The organism is Microbacterium sp. NPDC088619 (genome assembly GCF_044752825.1).
Lineage (GTDB): Bacteria > Actinomycetota > Actinomycetes > Actinomycetales > Microbacteriaceae > Microbacterium.
Map to the genome: position 1 here is coordinate 217,890 of NZ_JBIVLZ010000002.1, position 19,854 is coordinate 237,743.

Sequence of the window (19,854 nt, forward strand, 5' to 3'; positions counted from 1 at the left end):
TCCCGAGGACAGGTGCTCAGTAGTGCGGAGGCACGTCCTGCATCATCCGATCGTCGTTCGGACCTTTCGGCCCCTTCGGGCGACTCGGCTCCTTCGCGACCCGCTCCGGATCCGCGTCGGTGCCGACGACGGGAGTCAGCCGGGCTCGTCTCGATCCGGCGACCCGAACGACCTTCTGCCGGGGCTCGTCAGGGTCGAGTTCGTCAGTCATTCTGCGGATCGGTGAGATCGATCGGCTGCGTGTCGTTGTCGGCGCGAGCCGCGGATGCCGAGATGCCCAGGACTCCGGCGATTCGCGCGGCTGCGGTGACCGGGTCGCTGTAGAGATCGAACGCATGCACGCGCACGTAGTGCCAGCCGAGCCGGCGCAGCACGTGCGGGCGCAGTCGGAGCGTCTCGCGCAGGGACTCCCCGCGCGACTCCGGGTCGGACTCGATCACGACCGCCTTGCCGTTGTGCTGGGCGACGAGCGGCAGCAGGCCGCGGTAGTCGACGTCGACGGCGGCACCGAGGCGGCGCAGCTCACGCGCGAGCGCGAGCGTCAGCGGATCGGCGAGATCTTCGAGACGGGCGTCCCGTGCGCGTGTGGCGAGGCCACCCAGGATCGACATCAGCGTGGCGGCGCCGAACTCCAGGCGTCCGTCGTCGAACGAGGAGGGCCGGATCGATGACACGATGACCATCGATCGCCGTGCGCGTGTCATGCCCACCGTGAGCAGCCGCTCGCCGTCCGGCGTCGAGAGGTCGCCGAAGTCGCTCAGCACTCGCCCGTGCTTGGTGAGGCCGTAGCCGAGCGAGAAGATCACGCGGTCGCGACTCTCGGCGACAGACTCTTCCAGCGTGAGCACTGCGAAGGGCTCCGCGGTGTCGCGGCCGACGAAGTCGGCAACGTCCGATCGTCCGGCGAAGGCGGAGGTGACCGCCGCGCGCACGCGCTCTGCGTGACGCCTGCTCGCCGTGACGACCATCAACGACTCGTCGGGTCGATGCACGGCATGCTCGACGACCAGCGTGACGACACGCGCGACTTCGGCCTCGGGGCTCTCCACCGCACCCGACACCGGGTCGGGCGCTCCCGTGCCGCCTTCGACGTAGTCCACCGTGAGGCTGCCGCGACCGAGGTATGAGCCTGCCCACGGCAGGGACACGATCTCGCCGCCGTAGAACGCGTCATTGATCAGCTCGGCGAGGTCTTCGCCGCCGGCGCGGTAACTGCGCGTGAGGGTCATCACCGGAAGCAGCTCGGAGAGCCGCTCGAACACCGAGACGGAGTCGAAGGGAAGCTCGTGCTCCCAGTCGGAGCCGGGGTCGACGGCGACATGGAACGCGGTCGGCAGCTGCGTGACCGGGTCGCCGAACGCCACGACCTGACGGGCGCGGCGGATCGCCGGGGCGGCCTCAGCGAGGTTGATCGCGGCCGCGTCGACGAGGAGGACGGTGTCGAACTCGACCGAGTCGGGGATCTGCGGCACGAGGTAGGGCGACGAGATCCAGACCGGCGCGAGCACGTCGACGAGAGTGGGCGCGGAGCTCACGATCTCGGCCGTCGTCGTCGCCGGCTGCTTCAGCGCGCGCCTCAGGTTCTGGGATTCCTGGGGCTCGTCGACTATCGCGATCTTCCACTGATTGGCGAGCTGCCATGCGAGCAGCGGTCCTGCCATCGCGGCGTGCGCCTCGTCGACGAGACGGAAGTCCCGCTCGAGCCGATCGACCACGGCGGTGTTCGCACCGAGAAGCGCGCGGTCCTCCTGCAGGGCACGCTCGAGCAGGGTCTGCCACCAGGCGAACTCCAGCTCGTCTCCCACGCGCGACTCGGCGACGTGGCGAACGGACAGCTCGGCGAGCAGCGGCTCGAGACCGAGTTCGGCCAGCCGATCGCGCAGCTGCGCGCGCTCCACGAGGTTGTCGAAGACATCGGATTTGGCTGCGAGTCCGGCGAGAGTGCGCACGAGACGGGCCACAGGGAGCGTCGCGAGAGGCTCCCTGCGTCCGAGCGCGACGTCCAGCTCTGCGAGCTCGGCGGTGACGCGCTGCCAGGAGGCGTAGACGTCGGCGAGGCCGAGCGGAACCTCGGGCGCGACGCCGGCGTCCACGAAGCGCTGCCACTGGGTGCGCTGCGCCTGGATGCGCAGCAGCGACTCGTGCATCTCGGTGACGTGCACGCCCGGGCGCACGTACTCCTTCGCGAGTCGACGCAGGCGGCGACGGTTGGCTCCCGACATCGCCGGGGCATCGCGACGAGAACCGTGAGCCTGGATCAGCTCGCCCAGCGGGCGCTCGAACACGGTGGGGCTGAACCGGTCGAGGGAATCGCGGATGCCCTGCAGGAGCCGCAGGTACTCACCGAGCTCGTCGATGGTCGAGAACGGACGCATGTGCGTCTGGGCGATGAGCGCATAGCCCCGCTCGAGCAGGGCAGGCACGCTCTCGGAGTGCAGGCGCGCCGCCAGCTGATGTGCGGACTTCGCAGCCTCCGTGCTCGAGAAGGTCACGCCGTACCAGGGCGAGTCATCCGGGCCGAAGCGGAACTCGCCCAGGCGCGCGGCGTGCGCGAGCGCGGCGGCCGCCGATGAGCGATCGTCGGCGAGACGCCGGAGGGTCTCGGCGCTGAGCCGGGCGGTGGTCGACGGCGGAGTGGGCAGCGAGGCGAGTCTCGTGAGGTGGCGCGTGGCGTCGAGCACCGAGGAGTTCGTCCCGGCGACCGGAGCAGTGAGCGCCTGCCGGTAGTCCCGCAGCACGGCGCGCAGACGGACCAGCGCGTCATCGACGTCGCTGACCTTCGGAGCGGTCGCCTTCTCGTTGCGGCCGATGGCACGCACGAGGTCGCGGCGCACACTGGCGGGCGACACGGCGAGACTGTCGAGACCGATGCCCGCGAGGCGGTGCCGCACGCCGTCGAGAGTCGAGCGCCGCGCCGAGACGACCAGCACGCGCTTCCCGGCGCGCACGAGTTCGCCGAGCGCGTTGATCACGGTCTGCGTGCCGCCGGTGCCGGGGAGGGTCGCGACGGTGAGCGAGTGGCCGGCCGCGATCTTGGCGAGAAGAGCCTCTTGCTCGGCATCCGCATCGAGCAGGAGATTGTCGGATGCAGGCGCCCGGTCGTCCGGTCCGGTGTGGTGAGGCTCGGGTCTGCGAGCGGAGACCTGCTCGCGGTCGCCGACGTGTCCGGCGAGGGCATTGAGCACGGCATGGTCGAGGCTGCCCGCATCGCGGGACATCGCGCCGCCGACGTCGGCGAAGGTCGAGACCACGAGCCTCGGCAGCACGGTGAACGTGTCGATCGACCGCGTCGTGGCGCGCAGGCTGTCGATCACCGGCTGGGGTTTGAAGATGCCGCCGTCGTACGCGAGGGCCGCGAGCGCGGCGGCGTCGATCGTGATGCCGAAGTGCTCGCGCGCGATCCGCACGAGCTCCGGGTTCACCTCGAACGCCCCCTGCAGTTTGAGCTCGAAGTCGGAGTGGTGGCGACGGATCGCCAGCGGTCGAAGGAGCACGGGTGCCGCGAACTCCGCGCCGCCGATACGCCATCCCGCGACGCCGACCGCGAGGTGCACGGCCTCGATGCCGCGGACGGTGCGCAGTTCGGTGTTCTTCGCGGTGATCCGCTCGGCGGCGAGCCTCGCGGTCCTCAGACCGACCTCGTCGCGATAGAGGTTCGACAGCAAGGTGGACTTGCCGGTGATGAACTGGGGAAGGCTGCCGGGGTGGGCCTTCGAGATGTCGATGCCGGACTCGACCGTGTCGCGGAAGTTGACGAGCGGTGATGAGCCGCCGAGGTCCGCGGCTTCCGCACGGAGACGGGTGCGCTCCGCCTCGGCGGCGTGCGCGATGCCGATGCCGGAGACCGGCTCGTGCAATTCACCGAGGGTCACTGCGGCATCGGTCGCCGCGTCATCCGCAGCCTTGCCTTCACGTCGCCACACACCTCACACACTAAGCGCGCCTCGCCCTGCAGCCGGTATCCCGGGCGGGTTTCACCGTATTTCCGCCCATCGATGACGAGCCCGAGCGTGTGCAGACCGCTTCTGCACGCCGGGTGCGAGTCGGCGAGGTCTCCCCCGGTCGCGCCCCCGACGATGCCCGCCTGCGGTCGCTGCGGTCAGTATGGAGGCATGACCTTCCGCTACGACTTCGCACCGACCCCGTTCGGAGACGCCCTCGCCGTGTTCTCCGAGGAGGGTCTCGTCCGATTCGACCTCTCGGAATCGGACGATCCCTCGGTCCCCTGGGTACTCGAGAACGTGTCCCACCAGCTTCAGGCCGTCCCCGAGCCCGACCCCGGGGCGGCCGACGAGGTCACCGAGCTCCTCGATGCGTACTTCGACGGCTCTCCTGTGCGCTTCGCGGATCATCTGACGTTCGACTGGCGCCTCGCCGACGGCTTCGCCCGCACCGCTCTGCAGACGATCAGCACGATCGAGTGGGGAGAGACGATGAGCTACGGCGAGATCGCGGCATTGGCAGGTCGCCCCGGCGCCGCGCGCGCCGTCGGCACCGCGTGCCGACTCACCCCCTTCTCCATCGTCGTCCCCGTTCACCGCGTGGTGCGATCGGACGGAACGGCGGGGCAGTACGGCGCGCATCCCGAGCGCAAGAGGTTCCTTCTCGATCTCGAGTCGCACCGCTGACCGCACACGACGTGGACCCCGACGAGTAGGCCGCCGGGGTCCACGTTCATCTCACAGCCGGATCAGTGATCCACGGCTTTCTCCGCCCCGAAGCCGGTCAGCGAGCGCACCTCCATCTCGGCGGCCAGGAGTGGCGACTCCTTGGTGCGGCTCGTGACGGTGCCGAGCCAGCCGAGGAAGAAGCCGAGCGGGATCGACACGATGCCCGGATTGTTCATCGGCCACAGGACGATGTCGATCCCGGGGATCATCGAGGTCGGAGAACCGGAGAACACCGGCGACAGGACGATGAGGATGATCGCCGCCGCGAGACCGCCGTACATGCTCCAGACTGCGCCCCGAGTGTTGAATCGTCTCCAGAAGAGCGAGTAGAGGATCGTCGGCAGGTTCGCCGAAGCGGCGACCGCGAAGGCGAGCGCCACGAGGAAGGCGATGTTCTGCCCCTGCGCGCCGATGCCGCCGACGATGGCGAGGATGCCGATCACGACCACCGTTCGCCGGGCGACACGCACCTCGCCGTCGGGGTCGGGCTCGACCGGGTTGCCCGCGGAATCCTTCCTGCCCTTCTGGATCACGTTCGCGTAGATGTCGTGTGCGAACGAGGCTGCTGCCGTGATCGTGAGCCCGGCGACCACGGCGAGGATTGTCGCGAACGCGACCGCCGAGATGAAGCCGAGCAGCACCGGTCCGCCCAGATACAGCGCGAGCAGCGGCGCGGCCGAGTTCGGCCCGCCGGGTGCCGCCGCGATCACGTCCGCTCCGACGAGCGCGCCCGCTCCGTACCCGAGCACCAGCGTCAGCAGATAGAAGCCGCCGATGAGCCAGATGGCCCACACCACCGAACGTCGAGCCTCTTTGGCCGTGGGCACGGTGTAGAACCGCATGAGCACATGCGGGAGGCCGGCGGTTCCGAGCACGAGTGCCATGCCGAGGGACACGAAGTCCCAGGGGTTCGCCCCGTACTGCAGACCCGGTCCGAGGATGGCATCTCCCTTGTCGGAGTTCTCCACCGCCGCCTCGAGCAGCGTGTTGAGGCTGAATCCGTTGATCGCCAGTACCCAGATCGTCATCGCGATGGCACCGCCGATGAGCAGGAACGCCTTGACGATCTGCACCCAGGTCGTGCCCTTCATGCCTCCGATGAGGACGTAGACGATCATCAGCAGACCGACCACGGCGATCACGATCGACTGCCCCAGTCGCCCGTCGATTCCGAGCAGAAGCGAGACCAGGCCGCCCGCGCCCGCCATCTGCGCGAGCAGGTAGAAGAAGCACACCGCAAGGGTCGTGATCGCAGCGGCCATGCGCACCGGACGCTGCTTCAGACGGAAGGACAGCACGTCGGCCATCGTGAACTTGCCGGTATTGCGCATGAGCTCTGCGACGAGAAGCAGGGCGACGAGCCAGGCGACGAGGAATCCGATCGAGTACAGGAATCCGTCGTAGCCGTTGATCGCGATCGCTCCGCAGATTCCGAGGAACGACGCAGCCGACAGATAGTCGCCGGCGATCGCGAAGCCGTTCTGCGGCCCTGTGAACGAGCGGCCGGCAGCATAGTAATCGGCCGCCGTCTTGTTGTTCTTGCTCGCGCGAATCACGATGAAAAGCGTCACCGCGACGAAAGCCAGGAAGATCGAGATGTTCAGGACGGGATTGCTCTCGGCCGTGACCGGCTGGGTGGCGGCGTGAATGATGTTCATGCTTCTCCCTGCGCCTTCTCGAGTTCTTCTCGGATCTCGGTGGCGATCGGATCGAGCCGCCGATTGGCGAATGCGACGTATCCCATCGTGATCGCGAAGGTGGTGACGAATTGTCCGAGACCCATGAGCAGACCGATGGTGATATCGCCCCACACCCGCTGCGACATGAAGTCGGTCGCGAATGCGGCGAGTAGGACGTAGACGAAGTACCAGATGAGGAAGAACGCCGCGAGCGGGAAGATGAACGATCGCTGCGTCTTCTTCAACTCGCGGAATCGTGGTGATTGCTCGACAGCGATGTAGTCGATCGCTCCCGGCGAATCAGCCGTCGGATGGTCTGTCATGGGGCCTCCTTGCCTCATGTGCTGCGGCTCGCTCCGGCTTCCCAGGCGAATGATAGGGTCGACGCTACGAAACGGGGAACAGCGCCGTCACCCCCGAAAGTAGGTAGTCGTGAGCACATCGACCGAGTTGGAATCAGAGACCGACCTCGTCGCCAGAGCAGTGCGCGAGCTCGCTCAGCGCACCCGGTTCCCGGTCGCCTTCGGAGGACTCATCGACGAGGGCGTCGTCAGCGTCACCAGCATCGTCGGAAACCGCACTCGCAGTCTCGACGGATTGCGCGTGAGACCCGAGCGCGGTCTCGGCGGGCGGGCGATGATGGAGCTGCGGCCTCGCATGACCAGCGACTACGGATCGTCGCAGCAGATCACCCACGACTACGACGTGTTCGTGCTCGGCGAGGGACTCCGGACGCTGCTCGCCCTGCCCATCGTCGTGGGCGGTCGCCCGCGCGGCGTCCTCTACGCAGGCGCGTGGGACAGGACCCCCGTCGGGGGCGTGACGACCGCACCTGCGATGCAGGTCGCCCAGTCGGTGGCCGAGGAGCTGCGCGTTCGCGACGAGGTGGAGCGACGACTGCGCGCGGTCGCACCGGCATCCGGATCCGTCGCGCCTCGTCATCGCGAAGAACTGCGCGAGAGCTTCGCGGAGCTTCGCAGCATCGCGGCGTCCGTCGACGACGCCGAACTGCGCGCACGGATCGCCCAGGTGGAGCAGCGTCTCGTGATGCTCGCGGAGGATGCGGCTCCGACGGGGACCGGACCGATCCCGACCGTCCATCTCTCCCGTCGGGAGACCGATGTGCTCGCCTGCGCGGCTCTGGGAGCGACCAACGCCGAGATCGCCGGCCAGCTCGGCCTGCGCGAAGGAACGGTCAAGGCGTACCTCGGCACCGCGATGTCGAAGCTCGACGCCTCCACCCGTCACGCCGCCGTGGCCAAGGCGCGTCGCGCCGGCCTGCTCCCCTGAGCCGACCGCACGTGCGGCGGCCGACGCAGCAGAGCTGCACAGGCCCTGCCCAGCGCGGACGGCTATCGTGGATACTGGTCGGTGAACCCCGGCCCCGGACGAGGCAGACCAGTACCCGGTGAGCGAAAAGACTGGTCCGAAAGGACCGTCATGTCGTGGATAGTGCTGATCATCTCCGGAGTTCTCGAGGCCGTGTGGGCGACTGCCCTGGGCAAATCCGAGGGACTCACGAAGCTGTGGCCGAGCATCATCTTCGTGGGCGGTCTGGCCCTCTCGATGATCGGACTCGCATTCGCGATGCGCGATATCGCGACCGGCACTGCGTATGCAGTGTGGGTCGGAATCGGCGTGACCCTCACCGTCATCTGGGCTATGGCGACGGGTGACAGCGAGGTCTCCTGGGCACGGATCCTGCTTCTTCTCGGACTCGTCGGATGCATCGTCGGCCTGAAATTGATCGACCCCGGTCACGAGTAATATTCCGGATCTCGTTTATCCGGAGTATTGTCATTTCCATGGCAAGAAGAATTGTGCACCAGTTGGTCGACGACATCGACGGAAGCGTCCTGGACGTCGGCGAAGGCGAGACCGTGCATTTCTCGCTGAACGGAACCTCCTACGAAATCGATCTGAATTCCGCGCACGCAGAAGAATTGCGCGCGGCATTCGAGCCCTATATCGCGGCAGGGCGTCGGGCCGGCTCCGCCGTGTCGGCGCGATCGGCCGCGCCCCGCAAGCGCGCCGGTCGTAACCCCGAGGTCGCCGCGATCAGGGCATGGGCGAACGACAACGGCTACACGCTCTCGGAGCGGGGTCGCATTCCTGCCCCGGTCGTCGAGGCGTACAACGCCGCGCACTGAATCACTCGGAGGTCGCGACTCCAGGCTGGGCCCACGGCTCATCCCGGAGCGTGATCTCCTGGGCCATGTCCGACAGGAATCGGATCACCACGTCACGCTCGTCCGCCGTGAGCCGCGCTGCCGAGTAGAAGCGCTTGGCCTGCTGACGACCCACCGTCTCCATCGCCGCCTGTCGCGTCTCCGGCGTGATGGTGATCGCAAGCGCACGCCGGTCGGTCGGATGCGGTGCGCGTCTGATGTGCCCGCCCTTCTCGAGGCGATCGAGCAGCTTCGTCGTCGACGCCGTCGATATCCCCAGATGCGTGGCGATGCCCCCGGGGGTCGCCGTCGCGCCGCGGTTCGCGCAGACGATCAGATAGTGCAGTGCGCGCATGTCCGTCTCGTTCAGACGCATGTAGCGCCGCGAGGCGAGTGAGAGCTTCTGCTCCGCGTCCCTGAGCTCGCCGAGCGCCCCCATGACGAGTGCGATCTGGCGCAGATCCTCAGGGGCGACCCCCGATCGGTCGATCAGCGCGCTCCGTGGATCCGCCGACTCGACGTCATAGATCGCCGTATGCGCGAGGCCGTCGGGCGAGACCCTGTCTTGCCGGGAGAGCACATCGGACGCGCCGCTTCCGCGGGGGGTGGCGTCGGGTCCGTCGTGCATGACATCATGCTACACACGATTGTTTCATGTTATGTTGATTATTAGCTAAGCTAGCGAAAATCGAGGAGGTTCCCCGTTGGATGAGGTCACCCTCCTCTCGCCGGACGGAGTAGCGATCGGCACCAGTGCGAAAGACACGGTGCATACCACAGATACACCGCTTCATCTGGCCTTCTCCTGCCACGTCTTCGACCGCGACGGTCGGCTGCTCGTGACGCGACGAGCACTCGCGAAGCGCACCTGGCCCGGGGTCTGGACGAACAGCTTCTGTGGTCACCCGCGACCCGGCGAGGAAATGACCGATGCGGTGCACCGTAGGGCTGAGGAAGAACTCGGACTCCGCCTGACAGACGTCTCCCTGGTGCTGCCGGAGTACCGCTACCGCGCCGTCGACGCGAGCGGGATAGTCGAGAACGAGATCTGCCCCGTCCACGTGGCGGTCGCCGACGGCCCCCTCTCCCCCGACCCCGATGAGGTCGCCGAGTGGGCATGGGTCGACCCGGCGGAGTTCGCCGATTCCGTCCTCGGCGCTCCCTTCGCCTTCAGCCCGTGGCTCGTCGAGCAGCTCCCCCAGCTCCGCGACCTCGGGGTGGTGTGACCATGACCGTCACCGTGACGCAGGCTGCCCCGCGAGAAGACCTGAGCACTCGAGTCGAAGAAGTGCTCCGCCAGCGCTTCGCACTGCACTGCGAGAACGCTGAAGCGTACGGAACCGAGTTCGCGGCGCTCTGGCGCGCGACCGCAGACCACGCCCTCGGCGGAAAGTTCGTGCGCCCGAAGCTGCTGCTCGACATCCACCGGGCGCTCGTTCCGTCCGCCGACGACAGCGCCACGATCGCCGCCGTGGACATCGCGGCGCACATCGAGCTCCTGCACTACGCCTTCCTGCTTCACGACGACGTCATCGACGGAGACCTGATCCGCCGCAAACGACCGAATCTGATCGGCCAGCTCGCGTCGGGTGCACCCGGCGCCTCCGAAGAGGGCTCGCTGCACTGGGCCAGATCCAGCGCGATCCTGATGGGCGACCTGCTGCTCTCGGCCGCGATCATGGGCTTCGCTCGGGCCGACGTGCCGGCGCACTCACGGGGGCGTCTGCTCGATCTCGTCGAGCAGACCATCCTCGAGACGGTGGCGGGCGAGCACACCGACGTCGCACTCAGCCACGGGATCATCGCATCGGATGTCGACACCGTCCTCACCATGAGCGTCTACAAGACGGCGACCTATTCGTTCTCGCTGCCGTTGAGAGCCGCGGCGCTCCTCGCCGATTCGTCCGCTTCTGCCGAAGCGACGCTGCAGTCCGTCGGCCGCCACCTCGGCCTCGCGTACCAGCTGCAGGACGACCTGCTCTGCGTCTTCGGCGACCACCGCGCACACGGCAAGGACGCCTTCTCTGATCTGCGGGAGGGCAAGGAGACGGCGATCATCGCCTTCGCCCGCTCGACGAGCGCCTGGGAGCGCATCGAGCCGCGATTCGGTGCCGCAGACCTCAGCCTGCAGGATGCCACGGGAATGCGCGATCTTCTGCGCGAATGCGGAGCCGAGCGATTCGTCGTCGGACTCATCGGAGATCAACTCGACGCGGTCTATGCACTGCTGTCCGAGGCGGAACTCGCCGGCGAGATCAGCTCGGATGCCGCGCGGTCCATCCTCGTCTCGGCTTCTCGCCTCGAAGGACGCCAGGCATGACCCCGACCCCTCATGATGCGGCGGGTGCGAGTCTGGGGCGATTCAACCGCGCCGCCGACACGGCATCCACCGAGGTCATCCGCACCTACTCCACGTCGTTCGGGCTGGCGACGCGACTGCTCGGCGCGAGACATCGCCAGCACGTGCGCAACATCTACGCCATGGTGCGCATCGCCGACGAGATCGTCGACGGGGTCGCCGCGCAGGCGGGACTGGACGAATCCGCGCAGACCGACGCACTCGCGTCATACGTGGCCGAGACGCACCGGGCCATGAGCGTCGGCTACAGCACCGACCTCGTGCTGCACGCCTTCGCGCGCACGGCGAGAGAGTGCGGGATCGGCGTGGACCTCACTCAGCCGTTCTTCGACTCGATGGCCGCCGACATCGCGACCGACGCCGACTTCACCGCCTACGACACGGCGGCGCACGAGCGCTACGTGTACGGCTCGGCCGAGGTGGTCGGGCTGATGTGCCTGCGGGTGTTCCTGCGAGACGACACACGCACGACCGGCGAGCTCGAGACCCTGACCCACGGCGCGCGTCAGCTCGGCGCCGCTTTCCAGAACGTCAACTTCCTGCGAGACCTCGCGGATGACACCGAGCGCCTGCAGCGTGGCTACCTCGGCGACGACGGCCGACTCACCGATGCCGACCGGGACGCCTGGGTTCGCACGATCACGGCGCAGCTCGACGATGCGGCACGCTCGATCCCCCTGCTCCCCAAGGACGCTCGTGCTGCCGTGCGCAGCGCCCACGCGCTGTTCGCGGCCCTGACGAGGCGCGTCTCGAAGACTCCGGCTTCCGACCTCTATCAGCGTCGGGTGCGCGTGCCCGACCCGATCAAGGCGCTGCTGGCCGCGCGATCTGTGCTCGTGACGACGATGGAGCGGAACCGATGAGTCGGATCGCGGTGATAGGCGCAGGAGTCGCAGGGCTCGCTGTCGCAGGGCTGCTCGCCCGCGACGGCCACGAAGTGACCGTCTACGAGAAGAACAGCCGAGTCGGCGGTCGCGCGGGCACCATCGAGCGCGACGGCTTCCGGTTCGACTCCGGGCCATCGTGGTACCTCATGCCCGAGGTGTTCGACCACTTCTTCGCGATGATGGGCACCTCGACGCAGGATCAGCTCGACCTGACACTCCTCGATCCCGGATACCGCGTCTTCCAGCCGCCGGGAGAGGACGGGCACCCCTCGCCCGCCGTCACGGTGCCCGCCGGGCGCGCGGCCGTGTCTCGTCTGTTCGAGTCGCGCGAGCCCGGATCGGCGCAGGCGCTGGACGCGTACCTCGACTCGGCGCACGATGCGCGCGTGATGGCCGAACGCTACTTCCTCTACAACCCGTTCACGCGGCTGCGCACGCTGATGACACCGGAGGTGCTGCGAGCCCTTCCTCGTCTCTTCACGCTTCTCGGCACACGCCTGCAGTCGTTCGCCTCTCGGCGCTTCCGCGATCCGGTGATCCGTCAGCTGCTCGGATACCCTGCGGTGTTCCTCGGCACCGACCCCCGCACCGCCCCGGCCATGTACCACCTCATGAGCGCTCTCGACCTCGACGAGGGCGTCAGCTATCCGCAGGGCGGGTTCTGGCGAGTGGTCGAGCGCATCGCGGAGCTGGCCGAGGCCGCGGGCGCCAGGATCGTTCTGGATGCCGATGTCACGGCGATCAGCACCGGCATCCGGGCGGGTGCGGCGACCGTGACGGGCGTCGAGTGGCGCGACTCCGACGGGATCGCGCACCGGGCAGACGCCGACATCGTCGTCTCCGGCGCCGACCTGCACCACACCGAGACGGCGCTGCTCCCCCCACACCTTCGCACCTACCCCGATTCCTGGTGGCAGCGGCGCACGAGCGGACCGGGCGCCGTGCTCGTGATGCTCGGCATCCGCGGCTCGCTCCCCGAGCTGCCGCACCACTCGCTGTTCTTCACCGAAGACTGGGATGCCAACTTCGACGCCATCTTCGGCGACCACCCCGAGATCCCCTCCCCCGCCTCGACGTATGTCTGTCGTCCGAGCGCCACGGACAGCACCGTCGCCCCCGAAGGCCACGAGAACCTCTTCGTGCTGGTGCCGATCCCCGCCGACACCGCGTTGGGCGCCGGGGGCTCCGACGGCGGCGGATCCGCGGCGATCGAGCGCGCTGCCGACGCCGCGATCGACCAGATCGCGACCTGGGCCGGCATCGACGACCTGCGCGAGCGCATCGTGGTGCGTGAGACGAAGGGCCCCGCAGACTTCCTCGAGGACTACAACTCGTGGCGCGGCGGGATGCTGGGGCCCGCGCACATCCTCTCCCAGAGCGCGATGTTCCGGGCTCAGAACGAGTCGCGCCAGGTGTCCGGACTGTACTACGCGGGCGCCACGACCGCACCGGGGGTCGGCGTGCCGATGTGCCTGATCAGCGCCGAGATCGTTCTGAAACGGATCCGTGGCGACCACTCGGGCGGACCGCTCGACGTCTCGACCGCCGCTGCGTCCACGGGCGGAGCAGCGTGATGGGCTTCGTCTATCCGGTGCTCCTGCTCGCCACTCTCGGATGCATGCTGCTGCTCGACCGGCGATTCCGACTCTTCTTCTGGCGCGACGCCGTCTCGGCGACCGTCGTCACGGCCGTCGGGCTCGCGTTCTTCCTCGTCTGGGATGTCGCGGGCATCACCGGGGGGATCTTCTTCCGTGGCGAGGCCGCCATCGCGTCAGGGATCGTCCTCGCACCCGAGCTCCCGATCGAGGAGCCGGTCTTCCTGCTCTTCCTCGTCGTGTGCACGATGGTCGTCTACACCGGTGCCGTCCGGATCCTGACAAGACGGAGCCGGCGCCCGAGCGAGGTCGGGCAGTGACCTACATCGAGCTCTCCGCGTGGTTCGTCGGCGCCGCCGTGGTGGGGGCCATCGCCCTCTCCGTGGCCTCCGGGCGGTATCGCGCCCACCTCGGTGCGATGGCTGTGACCGTCGTCGTGCTCTTCCTCCTCACTGCCGTGTTCGACACGGTGATGATCGCGACGGGCCTGTTCCACTACTCGGCCGACCATCTGCTCGGCGTGCACATCGGACTCGCGCCTCTCGAGGACTTCGCCTATCCGCTCGCCGGGGCGGTGCTGCTGCCGACTCTGTGGGCGGCGATGCGGACCCGTCGACGCCGTCGCGCCGGCATCCGAGCCACCGAGGCGGATCCCTCGTGACGTCCTCGACCCGCGGATCCGTCGGTCGCGACGCCGCACAGATCGTCCTGTCCTCCCGTCCGATCAGCTGGATCAACACGGCCTTCCCCTTCGCAGCCGCATACCTCCTCAGCACGCGCGAGATCGACCTCACGCTGATCATCGGAACCCTGTACTTCCTCGTGCCCTACAACCTGGCGATGTACGGCATCAACGACGTGTTCGACTACGCGTCCGACCTCGCCAACCCGCGCAAGGGCGGGATCGAGGGAGCGCTGCTCTCCCCCCGCATCCACCGGGCCACGTTGTGGGCGGCGGTCGTGACGAACGTCCCGTTCCTGGTCTTCCTCGTCCTCGTCGGAAACCCCACGTCGTGGTTCTGGCTGGCGATCAGCGTCTTCGCCGTGATCGCCTATTCCGCGCCGAAGCTCCGGTTCAAGGAGCGTCCGTTCCTCGATTCGACGACCTCGAGCCTGCATTTCGTGACCCCTGCGATCGTGGGTCTCGCTCTGGCCGAAGCCGCTTTCTCGCCCACGGCGGTCATCGTCCTCGTCGCATTCTTCCTGTGGGGCATGGCCGCACACGCCTTCGGGGCTGTGCAGGACATCGCGCCCGACCGCGAAGGGGGCATCGGCTCGATCGCGACCGTGATCGGAGCCCGTGCGACAGTGCGACTGTCGATCGCGCTCTGGGCGCTCGCCGGCATCGCGATGCTGTTCACGACATGGCCCGGTCCGCTGGGCGCCGCGCTCGCGCTGCCGTACATCGTGAACGCCGCACCCTGGTGGAACGTCACCGACGAGACCTCCGCCGGCACCAATCGCGCCTGGCGGCGTTTCATCTTCCTGAACTACTTCGCCGGGTTCCTTGCGACGATGATCCTCATCCTCGCCTGGGTCTCCTGACGCCCACCACCGCTGATCCCCACCCCTGCACCTTCCGAGAGGAACCTGATGTCCAGCCCTGAGCACGCGCCCGTCCCACCCACCCGAGTGCGCACCCGGCGACACTCCTGGGCGCGCGTCCTGATCCCCGTCGCCCTCATCCTGGTGTGGCTGGTCGGGGCGGGTCTCGGCGGTCCGCTGTTCGGCAAGGTCGACGAGGTCTCGTCGAACGATCAGACGAGCTACCTGCCCGAATCGGCTGATGCGACTCAGGTGCAGAAGCTGCTAGGTGAGTTCAACGACAGCGACGCCATCCCGGCGATCGCCGTCTTCGTCGCCGATGACGAGCTGTCGGAGTCGGACATCCAGACCATCTCGGATGCCGTGGCCGACGCGCCGTCCGTCGAGGGAGTGAGCGAGGACGTCTCCCCCGCTCTGACCTCGGAGGACGGCAAGGCCGTGCAGGCGTTCATCCCCATCGAGGGTGACGCGGAGCTCGCCGATGCGATCGACGCACTCGGTGCACAGCTGCGGGACGCCGCGCCCGACGGCGTCACGGTCTACATCACCGGGCCCGCAGGGTTCAGTGCCGATCTCGTGGCCGGGTTCGCCGGCATCGACGGACTGCTGCTGGGCGTCGCCCTTCTCGCGGTGCTCGTCATCCTGGTGCTCGTCTACCGCTCGTTCCTGCTGCCCATCGTCGTGCTCTCGACGAGCCTGTTCGCGCTCTGCGTGGCACTGCTCGTCGTCTGGTGGCTGGCCAAGTTCGAGGTGCTGCTGCTCAGCGGCCAGACCCAGGGCATCCTGTTCATCCTGGTCATCGGAGCGGCCACCGACTACGCCCTCCTGTTCGTGGCTCGGTTCCGTGAAGAACTCCGCGTCGCTCACGACAAGGGAACAGCCGTTCTCGCGGCGTGGAAGGGGTCGTTCGAGCCGATCGTCGCCTCGGGCGGCACCGTCATCGCCGGTCTTCTGTGCCTGCTGCTCAGCGACCTCAAGTCCAACAGCACGCTCGGGCCCGTGGCCGCGATCGGAATCGTGTTCGCGATGCTCGCGGCGCTCACGCTTCTTCCCGCGCTGCTGCTGCTCTTCGGCCGCGCGGTGTTCTGGCCACGGCGCCCGAAGTTCGAGCCCGAGGTCGTCGCCGAAGAGCACGGCATGCGCAAGACGGGGGTCTGGGCTCGGCTCGCGCACCTGATCACCAAGCGTCCGCGCGTCATCTGGATCGTCACCACCCTCGTGCTGCTCGCCGGCGCCTCCGGTGTGCTGCAGCTCAACGCCGCAGGCGTGCCGCAGTCCGACCTCGTGCTCGGCGCCTCCGAAGCACGCGACGGACAGGTCGCGCTCGGCGAGCACTTCCCCGGCGGTTCCGGCAGCCCCGTGTATGTGGTCGTCGCAGAGGACAGGCTGCAGGATGCCGCCGACGTGCTGCTCGCCGACGACGGCGTCGACGGCGTCTCGGTGACGGCTGCCGATTCTCCGAGCGGGACGGCGACGGTCACCGAAGACGGACTCGTCGCTGTCGGGCCGCCGGGAACCCCCGTCCCCGAGCCCACGGTCGTCGACGGCGAGGTCCTGCTCCAGGGCACCCTGACCGACGCGGCCGACTCGGATGCGGCTGCCGCCACGGTGCGGGATCTGCGCGGCGAGCTGAACGAGATCGATGCGCTGGTGGGAGGAGTGACCGCGACCGCGATCGACACCAACGATGCCTCGATCCACGATCGCAACCTGATCATCCCGGTCGTCCTCGTGGTGATCATGCTCATCCTCATGCTGCTGCTGCGGTCGATCCTCGCACCGGTGCTTCTGATCATCACCACCGTGCTGTCGTTCGGCACGGCCATGGGCGTCTCTGCGCTGATGTTTAACGGCGTGTTCGACTTCCCCGGCGCCGACCCCGCCGTGCCGCTGTACGGGTTCGTCTTCCTGGTCGCGCTCGGCATCGACTACAACATCTTCCTGATGACGAGAGTGCGCGAGGAGTCCCTCGAGCACGGCACGCGCGAGGGAGTCCTTCGCGGGCTCTCGATCACCGGAGGCGTGATCACCTCCGCCGGTCTCGTGCTCGCTGCGACCTTCGCCGCCCTGTCGGTGATCCCGATCCTGTTCCTGGCACAGCTCGCGTTCATCGTCGCGTTCGGCGTGCTGCTCGACACGTTCGTGGTGCGCTCGCTGCTCGTGCCTGCTCTCGCCTACGACCTGGGCCGGGTGATCTGGTGGCCGTCGAAGCTGTGGCGGAGCGGTCGTGACTGATCGCGCCGGCTCTGGCTCAGGAGAGAGCGCGCGCGAGGTCAGCGAGGTGACTGCGGCTCTCGAAAGCCGCCGCGACTGAATCCCGCGCCGCGATCGCGTCGGCGAGTCGTGCGTGGCGGTCGTCATCGTCGTGGCCGCCGTCATCCACGCGCAGCCGGAGCATCTCGACCATCGCCTGACGCAGCCGCGGCGTGAATCCGTCGAACAGCTCCAGGAGGATCGGGTTGTGGGCGGCCGCGACGATGGTGCGGTGGAACGCGGTGTCCGCATCGACGTGGGCCTCCACCCCGGGCGGGTGTGCTCTCCGTCCGTCGAGAGCTCGCCGGATGAGCCGCAGATCCGATGCCGTTCGGCGCTCGGCGGCCAGAGCGGACGCCTCCGTCTCGATCGCCGTGCGCGCTTCGATGACCGCGATGATGTCAGCACGGCGGAGCACCGCATCCCAGTCCTCCGGCGCTTCGAGTGCGGTGACGAAAACCCCTGACCCCTGACGAGTCGCGAGCACGCCGCGACCGGCCAGCTGGCGGATGGCCTCACGGACCGTCGATCGTCCGACCCCGAGCTGAGTGGCCAGCGTCGTCTCCCCAGGGAGTTTGTGCCCCAGCTGCCACTCACCGGCGCCGATGCGCCCCAACAGGATGTCGGCCGCCTGATCGGCGAGCGGAGTGCGGTGGATCTGCGCCATGCAGATCATCCTAACTTGTCAACTTGTCTGAGGAGTTGGTACGGTGAAGCCGTGACCCGCGATCTCCTCCTTCTTCTCCGCCACGACGGGACGTAGCCGACCGGCTCCCCGTCGTGGAGCAGTCAGCGCCGCCGGTCCCCTCCTCTCGACGCCGCCCACAGGAGCACTCGTGTCCACGTCATTCCCCACCATCGCCACACCCGTCGGCCCGGTTCCCGAGGCATCGCCGTCGTGGAATCGTCAGCGGGCATCCCAGATGCCTTCGCATCGCTACGCCTCCGTGTTCGACCGCGTCACTGTCCCGCTCACGGACCGCGCGTGGCCGTCGCGAGTGCTGACCGCTGCCCCGCTGTGGGTTCCCGTCGATCTGCGAGACGGCAATCAAGCGCTCGCTGAGCCGATGGACCCGCAGCGCAAACGTCGATTCTTCGAACTGCTGGTCGCGATGGGCTACAAGGAGATCGAGGTCGGGTACCCGTCGGCGTCGCAGACCGACTACGACTTCGTCAGGCTGCTGGCCTCGTCGGATCTCGCCCCGGACGATGTCACGATCGTCGTCTTCACGGCGGCCCGCCGAGACCTGATCGAGCGGACCATCGACTCGGTCCGTGGAGTGCGAAATCCCGTCGTCATCCACGTGTACACGGCGACCGCTCCCACGTGGCGCGATGTCGTGCTCGGACGCGGCCGCGCGGAACTCGCAGACCTGATCCTGAGCGCAGGGAAGGACGTGCTCGAACTGACGGGAGATCGTCCTGACATCCGGCTCCAGTTCTCGCCCGAGGTCTTCAACCTGACCGAACCGGACTACGTGCTCGACGTCTGCGATGCCATGACCGCACTCTGGGATGCCACCCCGGAGCGTCCCGTCATCCTCAACCTGCCCGCGACCGTCGAGGTCGCGACGCCGAATGTCTACGCCGACCAGATCGAGTACATGCACCGGAATCTGGCCCGGCGAGACGGAGTGATCCTGTCGGTCCATCCGCACAACGACCGCGGCACCGGTGTCGCCTGCGCCGAGCTCGCCGTGCTCGCGGGCGCGCAGCGCGTCGAGGGATGCGTGTTCGGCAACGGCGAGCGCACCGGCAACGTCGACATCGCGACTCTCGCGCTCAACCTGCACGCGCAGGGCATCGATCCGATGATCGACTTCTCAGACATCGACGAGATCCGTCGCACCGTCGAGTACTGCAACGGCATCGAGGTGCACCCCCGTCACCCCTACGTCGGCGATCTCGTGCACACCGCCTTCAGCGGCACACACCAGGATGCGATCCGCAAAGGGCTCGCGGAGCACCGCACCCGCGCCGAAGAAGCGGGTTCCTCTCCCCGGGACGAGAAGTGGCTCGTTCCCTATCTGCCGATCGATCCCGCAGACCTCGGCCGGAGCTACGACGCCGTCATCAGAGTGAACTCCCAATCAGGGAAGGGCGGCATCGCCTACCTGCTCGAGACCGAGTTCGGAGTGGAGCTCCCGCGACGCCTGCAGATCGATTTCGCCCGCACGGTGCAGACGCACGCCGATGCAGTCGGAGACGAGGTGTCCCCCGCGGACCTCTGGGCGCTTTTCGAGCGCACGTACCTCTCGTCGCCGGTGGAGGAGCGACTCGCACTCGATCACTATCGGATGGATGGTTCGCGGCTGACGATCACCCTGAGGGAAGGCGACGACCTGCACGTGCACACGACGACCGACGAAGGCCCGGTCGCAGGACTGGTCTCCGCGCTCGCACACGCAGGGATCACTCTCGAGATCCTCGCGCTCCATCAGACGAGCATCGGCGAAGGGAGCAGCGCGGATGCTCTCACTCTGCTCGAGTACCGCAATTCCCGCGGCACGACGTGGACGGCGGGGCGAGCAGACTCGGTGCTCGACGCGAGCTTCGAGGCGGTCATGCGCGCGGCATCGAGCAGCCCGACTGAGGTGTGCCCTCGACTGGATTCGAACCAGCGACCTGCCCTTTAGGAGAGGGCTGCTCTATCCTGCTGAGCTACGGGGGCGAGGATTCCATTCTAGAGGCACCCTCG

General features: G+C 67.9%; 19 protein-coding genes, 1 tRNA gene and 1 riboswitch. Of the genes, 13 read left to right on the plus strand and 7 right to left on the minus strand.

The features are described from left to right. Positions 1–16: 16 nt before the first annotated feature. Positions 17–211 (minus strand): hypothetical protein, encoded by a 195-nt coding sequence (locus ACIP5T_RS15525; protein WP_400865364.1) that lies wholly within the window; start codon positions 209–211, stop codon positions 17–19. Next, positions 204–3,923 (minus strand): AAA family ATPase, encoded by a 3,720-nt coding sequence (locus ACIP5T_RS15530; RefSeq protein WP_400865366.1) that lies wholly within the window; start codon positions 3,921–3,923, stop codon positions 204–206. The genes ACIP5T_RS15525 and ACIP5T_RS15530 overlap by 8 nt, the downstream gene beginning before the upstream one ends. Before the next feature lie 189 nt (positions 3,924–4,112). Between ACIP5T_RS15530 and ACIP5T_RS15535 the strand changes: the two genes are divergently transcribed. Next, positions 4,113–4,628 carry a methylated-DNA--[protein]-cysteine S-methyltransferase gene (locus tag ACIP5T_RS15535; protein ID WP_400865368.1) on the plus strand — a complete coding sequence of 172 codons (516 nt, stop codon included), beginning with the start codon at positions 4,113–4,115 and terminating at the stop codon, positions 4,626–4,628. 62 nt (positions 4,629–4,690) lie between these two features. Here the strand turns inward: ACIP5T_RS15535 and ACIP5T_RS15540 are convergent, their stop codons facing one another. Together ACIP5T_RS15540 and ACIP5T_RS15545 are read right to left on the minus strand one after the other, a co-directional pair. Further along, positions 4,691–6,328, minus strand: coding sequence for a cation acetate symporter (locus tag ACIP5T_RS15540; RefSeq protein ID WP_400865371.1), 1,638 nt, complete (start codon positions 6,326–6,328; stop codon positions 4,691–4,693). Continuing rightward, entirely contained in the window at positions 6,325–6,672 is a 348-nt protein-coding gene (locus tag ACIP5T_RS15545; RefSeq protein ID WP_400865373.1) for a DUF485 domain-containing protein, read from the minus strand. Before ACIP5T_RS15545 ends, ACIP5T_RS15540 begins: the two co-directional genes overlap by 4 nt. Positions 6,673–6,781: 109 nt before the next feature. On the opposite strand from ACIP5T_RS15545, the gene ACIP5T_RS15550 reads away from it, so the two are divergent. The 3 genes from ACIP5T_RS15550 to ACIP5T_RS15560 all read left to right on the plus strand — a co-directional run bounded on the left by ACIP5T_RS15550 (position 6,782) and on the right by ACIP5T_RS15560 (position 8,499). After that, positions 6,782–7,639, plus strand: coding sequence for a LuxR C-terminal-related transcriptional regulator (locus tag ACIP5T_RS15550; RefSeq protein ID WP_400865376.1), 858 nt, complete (start codon positions 6,782–6,784; stop codon positions 7,637–7,639). Between the two features lie 72 nt (positions 7,640–7,711). After that, a riboswitch (guanidine-III (ykkC-III) riboswitch) is annotated at positions 7,712–7,779 on the plus strand. A 10-nt stretch (positions 7,780–7,789) separates the two neighbouring features. Then, a complete protein-coding gene (locus ACIP5T_RS15555) occupies positions 7,790–8,116 on the plus strand; it encodes a DMT family transporter (protein ID WP_400865379.1) in 327 nt (108 codons plus the stop codon). 38 nt (positions 8,117–8,154) lie between these two features. Then, the gene (locus tag ACIP5T_RS15560) at positions 8,155–8,499 is read left to right on the plus strand and encodes an Lsr2 family protein (protein ID WP_400865381.1); all 345 of its coding nucleotides are present in this window, start codon (positions 8,155–8,157) and stop codon (positions 8,497–8,499) included. Position 8,500: 1 nt separating this feature from the next. Here ACIP5T_RS15560 and ACIP5T_RS15565 read toward each other — a convergent pair whose 3' ends face one another. Then, positions 8,501–9,145 carry a MarR family winged helix-turn-helix transcriptional regulator gene (locus tag ACIP5T_RS15565; RefSeq protein ID WP_400865384.1) on the minus strand — a complete coding sequence of 215 codons (645 nt, stop codon included), beginning with the start codon at positions 9,143–9,145 and terminating at the stop codon, positions 8,501–8,503. 76 nt (positions 9,146–9,221) lie between these two features. On the opposite strand from ACIP5T_RS15565, the gene idi reads away from it, so the two are divergent. The 8 genes from idi to ACIP5T_RS15605 are packed head-to-tail and all read left to right on the plus strand — an operon-like array spanning position 9,222 to position 17,138. Continuing rightward, positions 9,222–9,743 carry an isopentenyl-diphosphate Delta-isomerase gene (idi, locus tag ACIP5T_RS15570; protein ID WP_400865387.1) on the plus strand — a complete coding sequence of 174 codons (522 nt, stop codon included), beginning with the start codon at positions 9,222–9,224 and terminating at the stop codon, positions 9,741–9,743. Positions 9,744–9,745: 2 nt separating this feature from the next. Continuing rightward, positions 9,746–10,837 carry a polyprenyl synthetase family protein gene (locus tag ACIP5T_RS15575; RefSeq protein ID WP_400865390.1) on the plus strand — a complete coding sequence of 364 codons (1,092 nt, stop codon included), beginning with the start codon at positions 9,746–9,748 and terminating at the stop codon, positions 10,835–10,837. After that, the gene (locus ACIP5T_RS15580; RefSeq protein ID WP_400865392.1) at positions 10,834–11,739 is read left to right on the plus strand and encodes a phytoene/squalene synthase family protein; all 906 of its coding nucleotides are present in this window, start codon (positions 10,834–10,836) and stop codon (positions 11,737–11,739) included. Before ACIP5T_RS15575 ends, ACIP5T_RS15580 begins: the two co-directional genes overlap by 4 nt. After that, positions 11,736–13,337, plus strand: coding sequence for a phytoene desaturase family protein (gene crtI / locus ACIP5T_RS15585; RefSeq protein ID WP_400865395.1), 1,602 nt, complete (start codon positions 11,736–11,738; stop codon positions 13,335–13,337). The genes ACIP5T_RS15580 and crtI overlap by 4 nt, the downstream gene beginning before the upstream one ends. Then, positions 13,337–13,678 (plus strand): lycopene cyclase domain-containing protein, encoded by a 342-nt coding sequence (locus tag ACIP5T_RS15590; RefSeq protein ID WP_400865397.1) that lies wholly within the window; start codon positions 13,337–13,339, stop codon positions 13,676–13,678. Before crtI ends, ACIP5T_RS15590 begins: the two co-directional genes overlap by 1 nt. Beyond that, on the plus strand, positions 13,675–14,019 hold the full coding sequence (locus ACIP5T_RS15595) for a lycopene cyclase domain-containing protein (RefSeq protein WP_400865400.1): 345 nt from the start codon (positions 13,675–13,677) through the stop codon (positions 14,017–14,019). Before ACIP5T_RS15590 ends, ACIP5T_RS15595 begins: the two co-directional genes overlap by 4 nt. Next, positions 14,016–14,903: a prenyltransferase gene (locus ACIP5T_RS15600; RefSeq protein WP_400865403.1), complete on the plus strand. Its 888-nt coding sequence runs from the start codon at positions 14,016–14,018 to the stop codon at positions 14,901–14,903. Before ACIP5T_RS15595 ends, ACIP5T_RS15600 begins: the two co-directional genes overlap by 4 nt. A gap of 48 nt (positions 14,904–14,951) precedes the next feature. After that, on the plus strand, positions 14,952–17,138 hold the full coding sequence (locus ACIP5T_RS15605) for an MMPL family transporter (protein ID WP_400865405.1): 2,187 nt from the start codon (positions 14,952–14,954) through the stop codon (positions 17,136–17,138). A 16-nt stretch (positions 17,139–17,154) separates the two neighbouring features. Here ACIP5T_RS15605 and ACIP5T_RS15610 read toward each other — a convergent pair whose 3' ends face one another. Then, a complete protein-coding gene (locus tag ACIP5T_RS15610) occupies positions 17,155–17,823 on the minus strand; it encodes a FadR/GntR family transcriptional regulator (RefSeq protein ID WP_400865407.1) in 669 nt (222 codons plus the stop codon). A 256-nt stretch (positions 17,824–18,079) separates the two neighbouring features. Here ACIP5T_RS15610 and ACIP5T_RS15615 point away from each other — a divergent pair, with 256 nt between their 5' ends. Beyond that, a complete protein-coding gene (locus ACIP5T_RS15615) occupies positions 18,080–19,792 on the plus strand; it encodes a 2-isopropylmalate synthase (protein ID WP_400866986.1) in 1,713 nt (570 codons plus the stop codon). On the opposite strand, the gene ACIP5T_RS15620 is transcribed toward ACIP5T_RS15615, so the two are convergent. Next, positions 19,754–19,827: transfer RNA gene (locus ACIP5T_RS15620), tRNA-Arg, on the minus strand. The genes ACIP5T_RS15615 and ACIP5T_RS15620 overlap by 39 nt on opposite strands. Positions 19,828–19,854 lie beyond the last annotated feature (27 nt).

Coding starts and splice junctions, on each gene's coding strand:
- ACIP5T_RS15540 (WP_400865371.1), bottom strand. CDS start 6,328: ATGAACATCATTCACGCCGCCACCCAGCCGGTCACGGCCGAGAGCAAT.
- ACIP5T_RS15575 (WP_400865390.1), top strand. CDS start 9,746: ATGACCGTCACCGTGACGCAGGCTGCCCCGCGAGAAGACCTGAGCACT.
- ACIP5T_RS15555 (WP_400865379.1), top strand. CDS start 7,790: ATGTCGTGGATAGTGCTGATCATCTCCGGAGTTCTCGAGGCCGTGTGG.
- ACIP5T_RS15545 (WP_400865373.1), bottom strand. CDS start 6,672: ATGACAGACCATCCGACGGCTGATTCGCCGGGAGCGATCGACTACATC.
- ACIP5T_RS15605 (WP_400865405.1), top strand. CDS start 14,952: ATGTCCAGCCCTGAGCACGCGCCCGTCCCACCCACCCGAGTGCGCACC.
- crtI (WP_400865395.1), top strand. CDS start 11,736: ATGAGTCGGATCGCGGTGATAGGCGCAGGAGTCGCAGGGCTCGCTGTC.
- ACIP5T_RS15615 (WP_400866986.1), top strand. CDS start 18,080: ATGCCTTCGCATCGCTACGCCTCCGTGTTCGACCGCGTCACTGTCCCG.
- ACIP5T_RS15610 (WP_400865407.1), bottom strand. CDS start 17,823: ATGGCGCAGATCCACCGCACTCCGCTCGCCGATCAGGCGGCCGACATC.
- ACIP5T_RS15580 (WP_400865392.1), top strand. CDS start 10,834: ATGACCCCGACCCCTCATGATGCGGCGGGTGCGAGTCTGGGGCGATTC.
- ACIP5T_RS15525 (WP_400865364.1), bottom strand. CDS start 211: ATGACTGACGAACTCGACCCTGACGAGCCCCGGCAGAAGGTCGTTCGG.
- ACIP5T_RS15565 (WP_400865384.1), bottom strand. CDS start 9,145: ATGCACGACGGACCCGACGCCACCCCCCGCGGAAGCGGCGCGTCCGAT.
- ACIP5T_RS15590 (WP_400865397.1), top strand. CDS start 13,337: ATGGGCTTCGTCTATCCGGTGCTCCTGCTCGCCACTCTCGGATGCATG.
- ACIP5T_RS15560 (WP_400865381.1), top strand. CDS start 8,155: ATGGCAAGAAGAATTGTGCACCAGTTGGTCGACGACATCGACGGAAGC.
- ACIP5T_RS15535 (WP_400865368.1), top strand. CDS start 4,113: ATGACCTTCCGCTACGACTTCGCACCGACCCCGTTCGGAGACGCCCTC.